The sequence below is a fragment of the Dysosmobacter segnis genome (assembly GCF_014297285.1).
In the GTDB taxonomy this organism is placed as follows: domain Bacteria; phylum Bacillota; class Clostridia; order Oscillospirales; family Oscillospiraceae; genus Oscillibacter; species Oscillibacter segnis.
This window is the reverse complement of record NZ_JACOQI010000015.1, coordinates 50,538-67,152: the sequence shown is the minus strand read 5'-3', so window position 1 is coordinate 67,152 and position 16,615 is coordinate 50,538. Positions and strand designations below refer to the sequence as shown.

General features: G+C 55.5%; 23 protein-coding genes. 2 read left to right on the top strand and 21 right to left on the bottom strand.

The window, feature by feature from the left end; genetic code table 11:
* Positions 1–8: 8 nt before the first annotated feature.
* Positions 9–701: a phosphoadenosine phosphosulfate reductase gene (locus tag H8Z83_RS13715; RefSeq protein ID WP_207732061.1), complete on the bottom strand. Its 693-nt coding sequence runs from the start codon at positions 699–701 to the stop codon at positions 9–11.
* 184 nt (positions 702–885) lie between these two features.
* Here H8Z83_RS13715 and H8Z83_RS13710 point away from each other — a divergent pair, with 184 nt between their 5' ends.
* Positions 886–1,158 (top strand): HU family DNA-binding protein, encoded by a 273-nt coding sequence (locus H8Z83_RS13710; RefSeq protein WP_187015548.1) that lies wholly within the window; start codon positions 886–888, stop codon positions 1,156–1,158.
* A gap of 39 nt (positions 1,159–1,197) precedes the next feature.
* Here the strand turns inward: H8Z83_RS13710 and metK are convergent, their stop codons facing one another.
* The 4 genes from metK to H8Z83_RS13690 form a co-directional block, all read right to left on the bottom strand.
* Positions 1,198–2,349 (bottom strand): methionine adenosyltransferase, encoded by a 1,152-nt coding sequence (gene metK, locus H8Z83_RS13705; protein WP_187015547.1) that lies wholly within the window; start codon positions 2,347–2,349, stop codon positions 1,198–1,200.
* Positions 2,339–2,704 carry a DUF3846 domain-containing protein gene (locus H8Z83_RS13700; protein ID WP_436231648.1) on the bottom strand — a complete coding sequence of 122 codons (366 nt, stop codon included), beginning with the start codon at positions 2,702–2,704 and terminating at the stop codon, positions 2,339–2,341. The genes metK and H8Z83_RS13700 overlap by 11 nt, the downstream gene beginning before the upstream one ends.
* Positions 2,705–2,810: 106 nt before the next feature.
* Positions 2,811–3,080: a hypothetical protein gene (locus H8Z83_RS13695; protein ID WP_187015545.1), complete on the bottom strand. Its 270-nt coding sequence runs from the start codon at positions 3,078–3,080 to the stop codon at positions 2,811–2,813.
* Positions 3,081–3,292: 212 nt separating this feature from the next.
* Positions 3,293–3,469 carry a helix-turn-helix domain-containing protein gene (locus H8Z83_RS13690; protein WP_337764891.1) on the bottom strand — a complete coding sequence of 59 codons (177 nt, stop codon included), beginning with the start codon at positions 3,467–3,469 and terminating at the stop codon, positions 3,293–3,295.
* A gap of 157 nt (positions 3,470–3,626) precedes the next feature.
* Between H8Z83_RS13690 and H8Z83_RS13685 the strand changes: the two genes are divergently transcribed.
* Positions 3,627–4,088 (top strand): SLOG family protein, encoded by a 462-nt coding sequence (locus H8Z83_RS13685; protein WP_187015544.1) that lies wholly within the window; start codon positions 3,627–3,629, stop codon positions 4,086–4,088.
* 65 nt (positions 4,089–4,153) lie between these two features.
* Here the strand turns inward: H8Z83_RS13685 and H8Z83_RS13680 are convergent, their stop codons facing one another.
* From H8Z83_RS13680 to H8Z83_RS13610, 16 genes are all read right to left on the bottom strand, one after another.
* Positions 4,154–4,660, bottom strand: a complete 507-nt coding sequence (locus H8Z83_RS13680; RefSeq protein WP_187015543.1) for a gamma-glutamylcyclotransferase family protein — start codon at positions 4,658–4,660, stop codon at positions 4,154–4,156.
* A gap of 1 nt (position 4,661) precedes the next feature.
* Entirely contained in the window at positions 4,662–4,919 is a 258-nt protein-coding gene (locus H8Z83_RS13675; protein WP_366464319.1) for a hypothetical protein, read from the bottom strand.
* The gene (locus tag H8Z83_RS13670) at positions 4,916–5,878 is read right to left on the bottom strand and encodes an amidoligase family protein (RefSeq protein WP_187015541.1); all 963 of its coding nucleotides are present in this window, start codon (positions 5,876–5,878) and stop codon (positions 4,916–4,918) included. Before H8Z83_RS13670 ends, H8Z83_RS13675 begins: the two co-directional genes overlap by 4 nt.
* Positions 5,875–7,110: a DNA (cytosine-5-)-methyltransferase gene (gene dcm / locus H8Z83_RS13665; protein WP_187015540.1), complete on the bottom strand. Its 1,236-nt coding sequence runs from the start codon at positions 7,108–7,110 to the stop codon at positions 5,875–5,877. The genes H8Z83_RS13670 and dcm overlap by 4 nt, the downstream gene beginning before the upstream one ends.
* 14 nt (positions 7,111–7,124) lie before the next feature.
* Complete coding sequence (locus H8Z83_RS13660; protein WP_187015539.1) at positions 7,125–7,421, bottom strand: hypothetical protein; 297 nt, start codon at positions 7,419–7,421, stop codon at positions 7,125–7,127.
* Positions 7,411–8,337 (bottom strand): ParM/StbA family protein, encoded by a 927-nt coding sequence (locus H8Z83_RS13655; protein WP_187015538.1) that lies wholly within the window; start codon positions 8,335–8,337, stop codon positions 7,411–7,413. Before H8Z83_RS13655 ends, H8Z83_RS13660 begins: the two co-directional genes overlap by 11 nt.
* The gene (locus tag H8Z83_RS13650; protein ID WP_187015537.1) at positions 8,334–9,020 is read right to left on the bottom strand and encodes a DUF4240 domain-containing protein; all 687 of its coding nucleotides are present in this window, start codon (positions 9,018–9,020) and stop codon (positions 8,334–8,336) included. The genes H8Z83_RS13655 and H8Z83_RS13650 overlap by 4 nt, the downstream gene beginning before the upstream one ends.
* The gene (locus tag H8Z83_RS13645) at positions 9,010–9,405 is read right to left on the bottom strand and encodes a hypothetical protein (RefSeq protein WP_187015536.1); all 396 of its coding nucleotides are present in this window, start codon (positions 9,403–9,405) and stop codon (positions 9,010–9,012) included. Before H8Z83_RS13645 ends, H8Z83_RS13650 begins: the two co-directional genes overlap by 11 nt.
* On the bottom strand, positions 9,392–9,814 hold the full coding sequence (locus H8Z83_RS13640; protein ID WP_187015535.1) for a synapsin-1 (Synapsin I): 423 nt from the start codon (positions 9,812–9,814) through the stop codon (positions 9,392–9,394). The genes H8Z83_RS13645 and H8Z83_RS13640 overlap by 14 nt, the downstream gene beginning before the upstream one ends.
* A complete protein-coding gene (locus H8Z83_RS13635; protein ID WP_187015534.1) occupies positions 9,811–10,302 on the bottom strand; it encodes a hypothetical protein in 492 nt (163 codons plus the stop codon). The genes H8Z83_RS13640 and H8Z83_RS13635 overlap by 4 nt, the downstream gene beginning before the upstream one ends.
* Entirely contained in the window at positions 10,299–11,273 is a 975-nt protein-coding gene (locus H8Z83_RS13630; RefSeq protein ID WP_187015533.1) for a ParB N-terminal domain-containing protein, read from the bottom strand. The genes H8Z83_RS13635 and H8Z83_RS13630 overlap by 4 nt, the downstream gene beginning before the upstream one ends.
* The gene (locus H8Z83_RS13625) at positions 11,273–11,647 is read right to left on the bottom strand and encodes a single-stranded DNA-binding protein (protein WP_187015532.1); all 375 of its coding nucleotides are present in this window, start codon (positions 11,645–11,647) and stop codon (positions 11,273–11,275) included. The genes H8Z83_RS13630 and H8Z83_RS13625 overlap by 1 nt, the downstream gene beginning before the upstream one ends.
* A 78-nt stretch (positions 11,648–11,725) precedes the next feature.
* Positions 11,726–14,986 (bottom strand): S-layer homology domain-containing protein, encoded by a 3,261-nt coding sequence (locus H8Z83_RS13620; protein ID WP_243185015.1) that lies wholly within the window; start codon positions 14,984–14,986, stop codon positions 11,726–11,728.
* 64 nt (positions 14,987–15,050) lie between these two features.
* Positions 15,051–15,413, bottom strand: a complete 363-nt coding sequence (locus tag H8Z83_RS19675; RefSeq protein WP_366464314.1) for a toprim domain-containing protein — start codon at positions 15,411–15,413, stop codon at positions 15,051–15,053.
* Positions 15,414–15,473: 60 nt separating this feature from the next.
* Complete coding sequence (locus H8Z83_RS19670; protein ID WP_243185014.1) at positions 15,474–15,974, bottom strand: DUF3991 domain-containing protein; 501 nt, start codon at positions 15,972–15,974, stop codon at positions 15,474–15,476.
* A 117-nt stretch (positions 15,975–16,091) separates the two neighbouring features.
* Positions 16,092–16,523 (bottom strand): translation initiation factor 2, encoded by a 432-nt coding sequence (locus tag H8Z83_RS13610; RefSeq protein ID WP_187015531.1) that lies wholly within the window; start codon positions 16,521–16,523, stop codon positions 16,092–16,094.
* Positions 16,524–16,615 lie beyond the last annotated feature (92 nt).

Genomic DNA, 16,615 nt, shown 5'->3' with positions numbered 1-16,615 from the left:
CTCCTTCTTTATGCCGCCTTTTCACAGGGACTTTTTTGTGCGTCCTCCATACGGAACCGTTCGTCAATATCCGAGAATGATTCCGTTCGGTTGAACTTTTCAGACACCTTTCCAGGAAGCGCCTGTAATTCCAGCATCCTTGCCCAGAGGTCCGGGTGATGGTCATAAAGATGGCGCAGTTCCTTCTTTTTGCCATTGGGACAAAACCAGCACCCGCCCCGGTCTGTAAATTCATAGACAGGCGACAGCAGCCCTGCCTTGCGGCAGAGCTGCTTGGCATCTTCTTCTGTAAAATGATACTTTTCCAAAAGGGACACCTGCTGCCCGGTCAGGCGCAGCAGCCGTTCCCACTCATCATAGGCGATGCCGATATACTGTACTGTATCCGGCGGCAGGGTCCTCTGGTATTGGCGAAAGGGGCGGATCTTACAATCCCGCTGAACATAACACCTTCCGCAGATGGGAAACGCCCGCAGCATCCCTTTCTTTGGGCCGCGGGTGACCGTCCCTGTGAACAGATCTACATAGGTTTTCTCCGCGCACAGGACACGCACCTTCACCCCCATCCGCTCCAGCTTTGGAATGGCGGTATGATAGATAAAGTCCCGGTGTTCCGGCACCTCACCTGAAATGGTTTTATCAAACATCACCTCACAGTAAACAGCTTCGTCCAGCGGCTCCCCATGCTCCAGCGCCAGCAAAATAGTGGCAAGACTGTCCTTACCAAAGCTGCAGCTGGCAATATGAAGAGGTTTTGATCTTTCTTTTGAAATGGTATCACTCCTCGTTTTTCTTATTGTTCCGGCTATATTGTCAGCCGGGTGATTTTTTGGTATAATATAAAATATTATTTTCAGCTACTATCTAACCAAAGGAGAAAACAACATGAACAAGACGGAACTTCTCACCGCTATGGCAGAGGCCAGCGGACTTGCTAAAAAGGACTGCGACGCCGCACTGAGTGCATTCATTGATACCGTGGAAGCTGCACTGAAGTCTGGAGACAAGGTCCAACTGGTTGGCTTCGGCACCTTTGAGGCAAAAGAGCGTGCTGCCCGCTCCGGTAAAAACCCGGCCACCGGTGCGACCATTGAAATCGCCGCTTCCAAGGCTCCGGTCTTTAAGGCCGGCAAGGCGTTCAAGGACAGCATTCAGTAACACCTGACAGCGAGAGGCGAGTCCTCTCGCTGTTTTTTATCAGCGGGCGGAAACCCCTGTCTCCTTGGCGTGGCAGGCGCTTTCCAGCACCTCCGTCATATCCGTCTGCTCCCACGGGGCATCCGCGTGGGTGAAGTGTCCGTAGTTGCAGAATTTACGGAAAATAGGTTTGTCCAAACCCAGCGTATCGATCATGCCGTTCGGCGTCAGCTTGCACACCGTGCGAACGGCCTGCTCCAGCGCAGTATCGGAATACTTGCCAGTGCCGTGGGCATCCACCTCCACCATGACAGGCTTCGCCTTGCCGATGGCGTAGGCCAGACTGACGGTGCAGCGTTCAGCAAGTCCCGCCGCCACAATGTTTTTTGCGATGTAGCGGGCCATGTAAGCGCCGCTGCGATCCACCTTGGTGCCATCCTTGCCGGACAACGCGCCGCCGCCATGTGGTGCGAGGCCGCCGTAGGTATCCACCATCAGCTTACGGCCCGTGAGTCCGGTATCCGCTTCAAAGCCGCCCTCCACAAATCTGCCGGAAGGATTGATGAGGATCTCCGTTTCGGCATCCAGCGGGAAGTCCTGAAAAGCGGGCTGGATAATATGGCGCATGACCGCATGGCGAAGCTCTGCCAGCTCCACACCATCCTCATGCTGGCAGGAGACCACTACGGCAGAGACACGCTTGGGAACGCCGAACTGATACTCCACAGACACCTGCGCCTTACCGTCCGGCTTCAAGCTGGGGATCGTGTGCAGTTTTCTCGCCTGGGTCAGCAGGCGGGTGAGTTTATGTGCCAGCACTACCGGCAGCGGAAGAAGCTCAGGCGTTTCATCGCAGGCGTAGCCGTACACGATACCCTGGTCGCCTGCTCCGGTCTCTGCGCCATTATTGACCGCTCCGGCGATGTCGGGACTTTGCTCGTGGGTGATCACCTCCACCTCATAATCGCTGCCGCCATATCCGGCTTCCCGCACGGTGCGGCAGATAACGGCAGGGATGTCTGGGAACCGTGCCGCCGTGATCTCGCCAGCCGCGATGATCTTACCTGCGGTAGCCATGACCTCACAGGCTACATGGGCGGTGGGGTCATGCTCCAGACAGGCATCCACTACGGCGTCGGCAATGGTGTCGCAGAGCTTGTCCGGGTGGCCCGCAGTGACAGACTCCGCGGTTAAGACATACTTATCTTTCATGTTCGTTTTTCTCCTTATTGCATTGTTTTTTATGGTTTCCGGACGGCACAGGAACAGAAAACACCATCTCATTGGCGTATTTCTTCCGATACTTTTCGATCTGCTGCTCCGTCAGGGATGTAAAATTCTCATCTCCAATTCCGACTACAAAAAAGGTGCCGCAGACAATGTCATACGGTACTCCGGATTCATCTGTCAGGGCACGGTTCATAGGCAATCCCAGAAGCTTGCCCTCTCCGTGACAGACGAGCACGACCGGGTCATCGAACGGGTAAACAGCCTCAATATCTCCACCTACGATCCGCTGCATGGATTCCAGGCTGCCGTCGATCTCCTGTATAGTGGGCTTTTTCATCGGCTCCACCACAAGAATGGTCATTTTTGGATGATTGATAGGATCGCCTCCTAAAAAATAAGCGGCAGCAGCAGTCTGAGACCGCTGTTGCCGCGAAATGGTTTGATTATTTTTTTGGTTTCAGAGCCAGTGTTTGCGTTTTCAGCAAAGCATTCTCCAGCGCTCTATGGTCCTCGTGATCCTGCCACCAGTGGGGGCGCAGAAAGCTCAGTGCTTTGGCGGCCCAGATGTAGTCATCCCGCCCCAGGGACTCCTGCACGAGTCCAAGTCGGAACTTTTCGTAGTTCTTTCGTACTGCTGCATCTACGCTGTCCCGGTTTAAATACAGTTCCAGAAACCCACAAAGGACAGCCGCTTCCTCCATCGTATAAAACACTACGACACCCCTTTCACACAAACAGGCATCATTGTAGCACATACGAAGGGATAATAGAAGCCCTATCACGATTTCCATAGTCAAGCGCGCCAATCTGCGCATCTCCGCAGTGGGAATGACCAGCCGAAGAATGTCCTTATGTGTTCCCCACCTTTCGCTTTTAGGGCAAAACGATTCCAAAAACGAGGAATGGAATTCCCCTCCATTCCTCGTTATTCCTTGTCTGGCAGATAAGTCACTATATCAGCCAAAGTACAATCCAGTATTTTACATAGCGCGTCCAAAGTGTTGGTCGAAACGGATTCATTCGCTTTCAGCCTCCGGATCGTAGAACTACTGATCCCACCTTTACATTGCAGCGTATATGTGGTCGCTCCACGCTTTTCCATCGTTTCCCATAATGGGGCGTATGAGATCATCCCGGTTCCTCCCTCCGTTTCGCGCTTTACATATCTTCATTATTGCCTATAATGAACATATAGCGTTATAGGCAATATTGCCCATATCAGGACGTTCTAAACTTGAACCGCAATGGGAGGAACCATAATGGAAACAAAAGTATGTTGTGTTACGGGACATCGGGATATTCCAATAGATCGGGCCGTCTACGTAGAGCAAGCGCTTCGACGTGAAGTCCTGGCAGCGATTGAGGATGGATATACCCGCTTCATCTCTGGTTTTGCTGAAGGAACGGATCTCATGTTTGCGGCCATCGTTGCCGAGCAAAAGGAATACATCCCCAATCTGTATTTAGAAGCGGCTTTGCCCTATGCGGGCAGGATTAAAACAAAAAACAAGCAATTTCACGATTTGCTGCGAATCTGCGATGAGGTCACGGTCGTATGCCAAGAATATACCCCTTCATGCTTTATGCGGAGAAACCGGTATATGGCCGTGAAGTCCCAGCGTGTGATTGCCGTTTATGATGGGCGAGATCGTGGTGGAACGCTTTACACCATGCGCTATGCCCATACGCTGGAGAAGGAGGTCCGGGTAATCGAGGTATGAACTTTGTGTGATTTGGGCGACTCAAACGTTGCATCGCCCGACGATTTTATGCCCATCTTACGAAGTTACCTCTCCGGTTTTCTGGTTTGTAGATTTTTCCCATTCTTCAGCCTCTCCACTTTTCCTAACCAGATCTCGTCGATGGTCCTGTTCCACGCTTCCTCCAGCGATTCCACCGGCAAGCCATTGGCCTCGAAGCCTTGCTGGATCGCACGGTAATAATACGGAGAAGGCAGTGCGGGCTGGCGGCTCATCGGTTCTGCCATGATATAAGCCATGACGGAAACGGCTGCGTCATCTGTGGTCCGCACAGATACCTGCTCCTTGGTGTAGTGGCGAGGATAGCCTTCGTAGCGGTCCAGCGCCTGTTCAGACTTCGGTGTGAGCTTCCATAGCAGACCGTGGACGACGCTGCCTTTCTTGGGAGAGACAGTGGCAAAGCCGCTGCCGCGGAACTGCAACTCATAGTTCTGCAGCGTCACCGGCCCAACGAGCTGGGCGTCTGGACAGCGATGCTCCATCTGTTCTAAATTGATATTGCTGCCGTAGGCGAAATACAGAGTTTCTTCCATCTTAGTCCACCAGCAGTCTGAGTCCGCCGATTCTGTCCAGATGGCGGAACATGGCCTGCGCCTGCGTTTCCGTATCTCCATCCGGCAGTGGGCAGTCCATTCCTGTGGTGCGGATGACATTGCTCTGTAAAAACCAGATGTAGCTCTCGATGTCCGGGAACTCTGTGGGATCAAAGGTCTGGTCCCGCAGACGGCCCATGATCTCCGTGGCCGTTCCCTCATAGACGGTTTCTTCGATCTGTATCTTCAATGGCTTCACCTCTCCATTTCTCTGGATTTTTTCTTCTTTTTATTGGCTTCATAAGTATCCTTGTCATAGCGCCATGCCCGATCACCCTCCAGATTGGCCAGCAGATGATTACGGGTATTCTTGAACTCGTCACCGTTGAGTCCCAGCCGCACCAGCCAGACACGGAAGGTGAACAGTTCGTTGTCACTATAGGTTTTCCGCATGACGGTGCTGCGCTGGTTAATGGCTTGAGCAGACATGGCAAGGCATAAATTCACATAGGCCGCGACCTTTCCGGCATGAAGCGTAGAGTTGAAACAACGCCACTCAACGGTTCCTCTATAAAACACAGAGTGCAGATTCAGGGCATAATAGCGGGTCCAGTTATAGTGTTCTCGGTCAGAGATATTCCCTTCATACCAGATGCTTTCCAGCGCCGTGAGATTTTTTGTTTCGTCAGAGGAGAGCTTGCGTGCTTTCTTTAGCATTGGCTCCCGCACCTTCTGGCAGTATTGGCTGACACGGCTTGAATTTACCTGCAGTGCTTTGAACAGGATATCCTCCTTGGAGTACATAATGCTCAGAAGGTTTTTCAGACTCTGGCGGTTGTGGTTGGCGGCGTCCACATGAACATGGATACCGCAGGAGTGGTTGACTTTGGCCCCGGCATGGCGCACCTGACGGACACACTCCTGAAGCCTGGGTAACTCCGCGTAAGTGAGTTTTGGCGTCACCATCTCAACCCGGTATTCGATGTTGCTGGTATGCATATACCCGCTTTCAGTTTTCATTTCCGTAACAATGCTGGAATCGCTCATGATGCTCCATGCCTTGCCATCCGGGTCTTTCACGCTCCATTTATCGTATCCGCCCCCCACATAGTAAGGTTCTGTGCCAAAATAATTGGCCAGCGCCTGCGCAGCCTGCCCGCGAGTGAGTCCCGTCATCTCGACCTCAACGCCAAAGCACTGATCCTTCATTCCGATCATGCTGCGGCACCTGTTTTCAATTCCTCGTCCACTACCTGGATACGCTTGGCAATCGCCTCAATTACATTGACGGTGACACTGTTGCCCGCCTGCTTATAGGCCTGAGCGTCGGACTGGATGGCGAGGATGCGGTCAATTTGCCATTCCTCAAAACCCTGGAGCCGCAGGCACTCGCGGGGCATGAGACGGCGGATGCGTCCACCGTTTTCTACAATTCCCTGAATACAGCTGGTTTCCAGCGTATGGGCAATATCACACCCAACGCGCCCGCGGCGGGTGTTGCTGCCTGCGTAGCCCAAATCCACCGTATCGCCGGGTTGAGCCTCCTTGTACCCCTTCTTGGTCGCCTCCTTGATGAGCAGGACACCGGAGCGCTCGCCTTTACGGTTGGACAGTGTGGTCTGTCCATACCGGGCGGTGAGACAGCGGGCAGCGTCCGTTTGCTTTGGATGCCCGCTGCAAAGGTCTACCAGCACAGCGTTTTGTGTTTGGTTCCGGTTGATTCCTCTGAAATCGCTGGCGTTCAGCGGAATTGCTGTATCCCGCTTTCCGACGATCCCATCTTTCCGGTTAAAGCCCACCAGGTATAATCCGGTCTTCCCGCCCATGCCACCAGCGCCGGCAGTCTGGGTGCAGGCTACTCCGTCTGCGTCATAGATCCGGGATCCTTGCGGCCCTCCGAGGACTTGTACAAGAGCTTTTCCACCTGTGCCGAAGACAGGTAATATTTTCCCGGCGCATCGGGGATCAAGATATCCGATAAGGAACAGCCTTCGTCTTGATTGCGGGACTCCAAAACATTTGCTGTTAAGCACAGTCCATTCGACATGGTACCCCAGGTCATCCAGTGCGGAGAGGATGACCGAAAAGGTTTTCCCTTTGTCATGCGATAAAAGGCCGGGAACATTTTCAAGCAGCAGATACGGAGGTCGCTTTGCTTGAGCCAATCGGGCAATCTCAAAGAAGAGAGTTCCTCTGGCGTCGGCAAAGCCCCGTCTGCGGCCAGCGTTAGAAAATGCCTGGCAGGGGAATCCTCCACAGAGCAGGTCGAAGTCCGGCAGGTCTGCGGGGTCAATTTGGGTTGCGTCCGGATAGTATCGTTCCTCCTTTCCCGGTTCGTAGATCGCTTGGTAGCTGGCATTGGCGTATTTGTCGATCTCACAGTGTCCAACACACTGGAAACCGCCCGCACGGGTCAGCCCGGAGCGGAAACCGCCAATGCCGGCAAACATATCAAAGTATCGGATCAGTCTGTATCATCTCCTTCCTGCAGCGACGCAAGAAAGCCGAGAACATCCTCGTCGATGCTCCCGGCCTGCGGCGCTGCTTGTGCGATTTGGATCTGGCTACCCTGCAATTCCTGACGGATCGCCTGACGCACAGCCTCCAGCAGTTCCCGCTGATTTTTGTGTTCACAGATCATCCGGCAAACGGCACCGGTGCGCTCACCTGCCGGAATATCCATCAGCGTCCGCCACGCCTGCCGCTGGATGGGCGAGGCCATGGAGAAGGACAGGTTCAGCCGCTTCTTGTCACTGCTCATGCTTTTTCGACATTCGCTCTGTCAGACGCTCATATCCCTTGGCATTTAAGCAAACGTCATCCAGTATGATGGGACGGCATAGTCCGTCCGCGGCGGAAGCATGATGCTTCAGCAGCGTCGCACCGCCGCCCAGAAAAACAGCAGGCATGGCTCGGACATCCAGACCGCTCTCCGCGATGGCGGAGAGCAGGCGTTTGGTGTAGCGTTCCGCTTCCTGATAAATGATCTTTTTCGCGTCCTCGTTCACATGGCTGGCATCGCCGCGCAGAACGCTTTCAATCTGAGCTGCCGTCATAGACAGATCAAGGCCACGGCGGATCTGCTCGCTGATCTCATCCAGGCAGCGGATCATGCCGAGTTCCAGACTGCGGCAGATGGCGGCGTTGGGGATGCGGTTGTCCAGCCGCATGAGATCCACCGTCCAGCCGCCGATATCCGCAACGATGACGGATGGCTCATCCAGCAGGCTACCCTGCGTCAGCGCTGCGGCATAGCCCTGCGGATACAGCGACACTTTGGAGATCGTGATGACATAGTCCTCTCCTTCATAGCGGAAGGACACCGGTTTGCCGCCCCGGCACAGGTAGTCCCGGAATGCTTTCTTATCCCTGCCAAAGCTGGTGAGCGGCAGTCCGGCTGCCAGATGGATGTCCGCTGCCGTTCCGGCATTGCGGTATACCAGTTCCTTTGCGACGGCGGCCAGCGTGAGAAGGTAGTAATCCTCCGTTTGGGTCTTGTCCTTTTGGAGCGGCTGGCGTCCACTGCCCACCACGTAATATTTACCGCCGTATTCCAGCACATTGTTCAGCGTGTACGGCTCATGCTCATGGGCCACCAGCCCGGTGTGAAAGGAAAAATGCGCGGTTTTCATGGCAGCGTAGCCATGATCTACACCGATGATGACGGATTCGCTCATCTGGCCTCACCTCCATGATTGCGGTGTTTCTTTTTGGGCGCTTGCCGCTGGTCATACGCCTTTCCGGCACGGATGAGATCCCGCATTTCCTTTTGCTGCACATTCCAGCGTGTCTTGCCATCCCAGCCCGGATGCGCCGCGCAGAGCCGTGGCAGGTACTGTTTCAGCTCCGGTCCCTCTCTGGGAAATTCAATACCGCCCTTGTAGACGATATCCTGTTCCAACTCTGCCAGCAGTGTTTCATATCTTGTCTGATCCGTCTGGTCATAGGCGCTTTTGTCTGTGAGCTGCTCATAGGCATAATCTCCCACATAACTGAGCGTCTCAAAGCAGCAGTCCCCGTAGGGGATGACCTCCGCAAGAGAATCCGGGTCTGCCAGCGCGGACAGATAGACATCCCTTCCCTGGGCAATGAGCCAGGCGCGGAAGTCGATAAAGCCGTCATCGCTGCAGCCATATTCCTTCATGACCTCGGCGGCGTCCCACAGTCCAAACTTGTCCGCAAGATCCTCATAGGCGTGGAGGATGTCGTGGAAGTTCTGAGCCTGCTCCGGTCCCATAGATACCAGACGGTCTTTCAGGAAGTCCATCATAGCGTCCATATCCTGTCCGCAGGTTTCCTTTGCACTCTGGATCAGCTCCCAGAAGGTATCTTTGTTGATCTCGGTGATGTTATCGTTCATGTCCCACCTCTTTCACTTCTTTTTCCTTTGTTTTCAGGAGATGCCCCAACCCCATGCGCCCCAGTGCGTCCTTGCAGATCGCTTCACGAAACGCGCGGTATTCCGGTGTAGTGGTGTCCACTTTGCCGAGGATGGCCCGTTCATAGGTGGTGCCGGGGACGATCTCCCATGTGACGGCATCGAAATGAGCTGCTTCCAGATAGCGCAGAAGGGTATGTCCGTCCGCTGCCTCAAACGCGCCCCGGTTATCTTCATAAGGGAAGGCGTCATAGGGCTGGAAGCCGGTGCTCCGCTGCGCGGCGTGGTACAACCGAAAGCCATCCTTGTCCAGCTGCGCCGCGAATTTATGGTAGATATCCGCCGCTGACAATTCACGCCGCGCCATCCGAGGTCTCCTTTCTCACCCAAGAAGCGAAGCGTTCCAGAAAACGAACACGCTTGCGCACCTTTCCGGCAGACACATCCAGTCCGTTCATCTGCGCCTGGATGCGGTGTCGAATAGCCTTCAGCTTCTGCGGATCGTTGCAGCAATCCACGATGACATACTCGCCGCCGCTGGCTGCCAGCACCTCACGCTTGCCGGTCTCATCCCGAATGGTGGACATAAGGCGCTGGCCCAGCCGCTTCCGATAGGCATCCTGCAAGGCGTCCATATCGCCGCAGACGCCGTGCCGCTTCAAAATGGCGGCGATCTCCTGAGAACTGATCCGAGTCTCCGCGGACAGCCTGTCCAGGATCTCCCTTTGGGCGTCAGGAGGGAGGCTGGGCGGTGAAGGACTTTTCTTCTCTTTCATCGCGTCGGTTCCTCCTTTTTCGGTTTTTTCACGACAGCGGACAGCTGCATAGCCTGTGCAAGATTTTTGCCCTGACTGTTCAGGTATTTTTCCATCTCGCGGACCTTATCGCAACTGAACTCCGGGGTCTCAAAGCCGCTCCGCTCCGTATACAGCGTCCATTTCTGCTTTTCATAAGGGCAATCCTGAGACACCACAAAGTACCGTCCGCAGCGGTCTCCCTCCAACGGCTCAAAGCGCACGTCATCATAGAGGGGGCCGTCCAGAGGGCAGTTGTTTTTAAACCAGACATAGTAATTGTCCAGAATGGCAGGCTCCGTGATCCCCATGACCACCCTGCCGATCCTCTGCAGTCTGCCGGCAAGAGCCGTATCGCTGCAAAACCAGTCATACCACCCGGCGCGGATCTGCGTCTCACGGGATCTATCCTGAAACGCCCCACTGCGGAACAGGTCCTGCCACTGGCGAACAGAAAGCATCTCGCTCATGACGCCACCCCACAGGGAATATCCTCCGCGGGGCCGGTGTTTCGCCAGTCTGCAGGCAGAATCTTCTGCTCAATGATATCGGCAATGGCGGCGAACACCTGGGCGATCTCACGGGACTCCTTCACGGTGTCCTGGAGTTCCTCCAGCGTCATGCGGGTACCTTCCGTCCAGCAGCGGACATCTTTCTCGGCGGCAGTCAGAAGAGAAGCCTTTTCGTATGCCTTGCAGAAAGTGTTTGCAACTTTGCCCCTGCGGTCGATCTCCGCATTTTGCTGTTTGAGATTCTTCTTCGCCTTTTCATATTCCAGCAGCTCCGCGGCAGCCTGTTCCCGCTGATCCTCCGGTACATCCTGAAGCTGGCGGGTCAGGTCATAGCCCTTGTTGATGGACAGTTCCTTTTTGTCCAGCGCCTCCTTGATAGCGTCCGGGGCATTCTCATCGATTTGCATGACCTTGCCCATGGTACGCTCGCCCAAGCCGACCGCTTCGGCCAGTTCCTTGCGGGTATCTACCGCTTTTTCAACAGAAGGAAGGTTTGGCAATGTTGCCGAACCTTCCTCGGCCTCACTGGGGCGGAAATTCTGTCCGCCAGCAGCCATGTTGGCTTTGGCCTTGGCTTCAATCTCTGGTTTTAGCTTCAGGGCGATCTTGCCCAGCTCCCACTTTTCCAGATTGCGGCGTCCCTTCTGGGTATCCAGCGCCCACTGCTTGGCTTCCAGCAGATCCTCAAACGAGAAAACGGCCATCGTGTACGGCAGATCATGCTTTTCGCACAGTGCCTGACGGTTGTGCCCGTCGATGATGACCATGTCCTCATTGATGATGATGGGTGCGTAGCAGCCGTTTTTGATGAGATCTGCTTCCAGAGCGTCGAGCTGCTCCGCGCTCAAAGGCGGGAGCAGCTCGGCCATCTCCGGCAGGATCACAGGGCTGCGTTCAGCGCTGGTATATGTGATCCCGGTATTTTTCATCAGGCAGCGACCTCGCGGACAGACTCATCTTCCAATTCCTGCGCCGTTTCCTCCACCTTGCGGGGAGAGAGGAACTCCACCTCGCTGGCTTTGATGAGGAAACCGGGCTGACGCTCCGGTTCGTCCTCAAAAGTAATGGTCTCAAAATCGCCGGAGGCCGCCAGCTTGCAGCCCTTCCAGGCAAACTCGGCGCAGCGCTCGGCCAGAGGGCCGCGCACCTTGATGGAGATAAAGTCGGTGAGCTTGTTGCCATCCTTATCCTTATAGCGGCGGTCCGAGGCGATTCGCAGGATGGCGTAGGGCTTGCCGGTGGTCTCATTCATTTTCAGTTCCACATCGTTGGTCAGGTTGCCAATGGCAGTGATCTTCAGCATAGTTCAGTTCTCCTTTTTAATTATGATGTTTGATGTTAGAAAAGCCACCCTCCCGGCATCGGGAGGGTGGCAGGGTGTTTACTTGCCCCAGCTTTCGCTGTCACCAAGAATGGCGGTATGGGTGTTGGCGGCCTCCATGACTGCGTAGTACGCCCAATGCTTGCGGCTGACATCCGGGAAGGTGTTCAGCTTGCGGAGGTTATCCGCAATGTATGCCTCATCCGCTTCGCGGCCCAGCAGGCGGTTGACGATGGTCACAACCTCCGCACGGTTGATCTCATCGTCAGCGCGGAAGGAGCCATCACCATAGCCGTTGATCCAGCCATGCTTGGCGGCAGCCTTGATGTACGCGGCAGCCCAATAACCGTCGCTCACATCGTTGAAGTCCTTATACTGCTCCATGATCTCAGCGTCGCCATCGCCGTACACATCAAAGAAGCGGACGGCCAGCGCAGTGAACTCGGCACGGGTAATGGCATCGTTGGGGGCAAAGATGGTCTTGCTCTTACCGTAGGTGACACCGTTGTTATTGAGGTATTTGGCATAGCCGGAGTACCAGGCATGGGCGGGAATGTCCGTAAATCTGGTGTTGGCCACGGTGGAAATGGTATCGCCGTTCTTCTCCGCCAGCAGACGGGCGAAGATAGCGGCGGCCTCCGCACGGGTCATGCTGCGGCTGGGGCCGAAGGTCCCGTCCGTGTAGCCCAGGATATATGCGCCGTGACGCTCTCTTTCCTCGATTTCCGGAACGGTCAGCTTGCCGTCCTGATCCGTCTTGCCCTTGGCCGTTTGGCTCAGGTCGCCCTTAACAATGATGTTTTTATTCTCCTGCGGATTTTTCTTGTGGTCGGTGACGGTAACCGTCACACGGTGGTTTTTATCCAGATCCGTGCCATCCGGCAGTTTGACCGTAATATTGCCGGTCTTGCCGATGGCGACCTCCGCGTTGGGGATGGGGCGTCCGGTATCGGTATGCTCCACCTTGATGGTCAGCGTCCAACGGTCGCCGTCCGCATCCTCATAGCCAGCAGTGACCTTACCGTCCTCATTGGTCTTGCCGCTGCCGGTGGGAACGGTGACCTGCCCCGCCTTGTCGGTCTTGCCCGCGGCATAGTTGTCATTCTTATCCGTGACAGAAATGCTCATGCCCGGTACAGCGCTCTTGTCCTTGACCAGCTGCACGGTGACGGTGGTCTGGTCTGCGTAGTCCAGCAGGCGGCTATTGGGCAGGCGGATGGAGATCGAATTGTCCTTATGGAGCGCCACAGCGGCGTTTGCGACGGGATTCTTGGTGTCGGTGACGGTCACAAGGTAGCCGCCCACAATGGCCTCACCCTTACTATCTGTGGTGGCGCTGTTGTAGATCTTTTCAATGGGCTGTGTCTCCAGCTTTTCACCACACACGGTACATTCCTTGTGCTTGCTGCCCTCGGAATCGGTGGTCGGCTCCTTGTCGATGATCCAGTCGCTGGGCTTATGACCGGCAGGCTCGGTGTAGTTGCTCTTGTTGGTATCACCGCACCGGGAGCAGGTGTTAGTGGTGTAGCCCATCTCCGTGCAGGTGGGAGCCGTCACTTCGGACTTGTAATCATGTCCCAGGGCCTTTTCCAGCACAGCACCGCAGCGGGTGCAGAGCTGGGGTTCCGTGCAGGTAGCAGGAGCGCCGGGGATGTGGCCATCCGCGGGGTCGGCATCCAGACGGTGATAGCCGCAGCGGGTGCAGCGGTATTCCATGACCCCCTCGCCGGTGCAGGTGGCGTTGGTGACAAGGGTGCCCTTGTCCCAGCTATGGCCCAGGGCTTCCGTATAGTCTGTGACAAAAGAACTGCCGCAGCCATCACAGCGATGGATGGTCTTTCCCTCTGCATCGCAGGTAGCCTCGATCACATGAGCCTTGTAATCATGCGGAATGGCGGGAGTAATGTCCTCGATGTGCCGGTCTCCGCAAACGGAGCATTCCCGGACGGTATAGCCGGGGCTGGTACAGGTGGCGGCCACGGTATAGACCTCATAGCTGTGTTCGCCCTTGGGCGTGGCGGTCTGCTTCATCTGTCCGCAGCGGGAGCAAAGCTCCAGCAGCTTGCCATCGGTTTCGCAGGTAGCGTCACGGATGACGATGCCCTGCCATGCGTGGCCCAGAGAGTCCACATAGTCGCGCTTTTCGATTTTGCCGCACTCCGTACAGAGGTAGCGGTCATAGCCGAGGGTGGTGCAGCCGGCCTTGGTGCTGTCCAGCAGAATATACTTGTGGTTTTCACCGCAGCCCTTGTCGGTGCAGCAATTTCCGTTGCAATGCTTGTTCTGACAGCCGCAGTTAGGGTTAGAGCAGCCGCAGCCGCAGTTGCCGTTTTCATCTGTGGTATCATCCCGCAGCCAGACATAGGCCACGCCGTTTTCCGTCATATCCACACCGTCACAGGTGTAGGTGATTTCGTAATAGACAGTGTACTGACCCTCGTCCGTATAGTTGGGTGCGGTGGTCATGGTGCAGCTATCCGCGCTGTTGCCGTAGCGGATGGCCGTGCGGACACCGGCTTCAGACAAGTCCGTGACGCTGATGGTATGGGGCTGTCCGTCTGCCACGCCGTAGTAGCTGGCAACAACGGCCTTGGCCGCCGTGTAGTCATATCGGGTATAGTCACACAGGCGGCACTTCTCCACGGCAGCGAAACGGCCATGAGCGGGCTGGGGCAGAGTCTCCACCGCCATGTCATGGCGTTCCAGCACAGAGGATTTCTCGTAATTTGTACCGTAACAGAAGCAGCAGTAGGTGCCGCCCTTGGTGACGGTGCGGTGGTACTTGCTGTCTACATATTCATGAGTAACGGTCTCCGGCAGATCCAGATAAAATTTGGCGGCGCAGTCATGCAGAACGTAGATGTTCTTATCCCATGCGTAGGGGGCGCCGTTGGTCTCGTTACTGTTCCAGTCTCCACAGCGGCTGCATACGGATTTGGTCCAGTGGTAGCCGGTGTAATAGGCGTTCTCGCCGGGGACACCGGCATCCAGACTACCTACCGTTACTTCGTCAATACACATCCCGTTGGAATACTTGACGTTGCGGTTCAGGGCCGTCTCACCGGAGCGGGTATACTCCGGAACACGCCAGACGGTGAAATCCGTGTTTTCCCGGCAGGTGGCGCAGTAGAAGGTCTCGTGGGTGACGATGGCGTTGACATCCAGTTCATTCGTCCGGTTGCTGGCCTGCTGCCAATGCTCGACGGGATCATGGTAGCTGTTCTGCTGGGCGGCTGATGCCGTGGGGATCATGCCAAGGCACAGGGCCAGTGTCAGAAGCATGGCCAGTACACGGTGAGAAAAGAAATATTTTTTATTCAAATGCGAACTTCCTCCTTATATTTTCCGAATAGGTTTCTTTGGATCTTTCGTGTTGATTACTTGGTTACCGCCCCCTCTCAGGTGTTTTTCTTTTTTGCAGATACTCATTCCAGTCCTTGCCGCTGCGGGGTTCCTCCACGGTCACGGCGTAGCCCATGGCTGTGTATTTGTTCTGAAATTGCCGAGCCGCCTCCCGTCCCGGCCCATCTGCGTCCAGGCACAATTCGATTCGTTTGATCTGCGGATGATCTGTCAGATAGGCTTGCAGTGCACCGTCATAAAGGCCGCAGAGGGCCAGCGCGTTCGGTGTGTTCCGGTGGAGTGTGAGATAGCTCATCAGGTCGATGGGCGCCTCGAATACGAAAACCTGATCTGAGCTGCGGTCATACGGGAGTGCGAAGCCGATGTGTTTATCGCTGCCTGTCACATCTCCGCGGAAGCCCTTGCCCTCCCGGTCATAGGTCCCGCGCAGGCCCGCGTATTTTGCCTACCCCGCGCTGTTCTTTCCGACGAACACGCAGTTGTGATGCTCGGCGTCCTCATACAGCAGGCCGCTGTTCAAAAACTGACGGATCACCTGTGGGACGATGCCGCGCTTGTGCAGGTAGGCAAACACCCTGCGATCATCCGCATTGCGAGGGGGCAGGGTAAAGGGCTTTTGCACCTCGTCCCGCTTGACGGAAGGCACCGCTTTGTCGGGGGAGTCTCTTGCCCTGCCGTGAAAGGCCAGTAGGTACTCCACAGCCTCTGGAAAGCTCTTGCCGCAGAATTGCTGCAGGAAGGTAATGGCGTCCCCGCCAGTATTCTGCGAGTACCGAAACCACTTGCGGCGGTCCTTGATCCGCAGGCTGTCCATTTCCGCTGTGGTGTGGTATCTGCCGATCCGCCGCACCTGATAGCCCAAATGGGACATCAGCTCCGGCAGATCCGTTTCCTTGGCGATCTGCATTTCTGTGTCTGTGAAGCGTCTTTTGATCTTGCTTGCCATAGTGATGACCTCCTTTCTGGCGAAACGCAAAAAGCCACCCAGGGCATCCGAGAGATTCGGATGCCCTGGGTGGCTTTTCCCTAAATCATGTTCTTTTGTTTGGGCTTTAACGCGGGCCTACACAGCGTTATCTTCGTGGGGGGTGTCCGTGTCCGCTGGAGCGGTCACGTCGGCCACACGGGGCGCGACAGGGGCCTCAGTGGGGGTGTTCTGCTCTTCGGTGTTCTCAGCGTCCGCCTCGTCCAGCGCCTGCGTGATCAGGTTCAGCACGAAGTCTCGCTGGGTGAGCTTTTTGCCGTTGCGGAGCGTCTCGCGCTCCAAGTGACGCTTGATGCGCTGGAAGAGTTCTTCGGGAATCTGGAATGCCATGGTTCTGCCTTTTTCAGTCATTTGAATGCCGCCTTTCTGATTTTCCATCATGTTGTAATAGTCTTGGATGAGATTTGTGATGTACTCGCTGGTGGTCTGGCCCAGCCGTTCCCGTTCTTCGCTGACCCGCTCATGCAGGTCGATGGGAATCTGAGCGCACAAGTTTTTGGTGGTTGCCATTCTCGGACACCTCTTTCGTATTTTTGTAACGCAAGCATACCCGAAAGGTTACGAGAAAGCTATTACCAACACCACCAAGGAATGGCAGACAA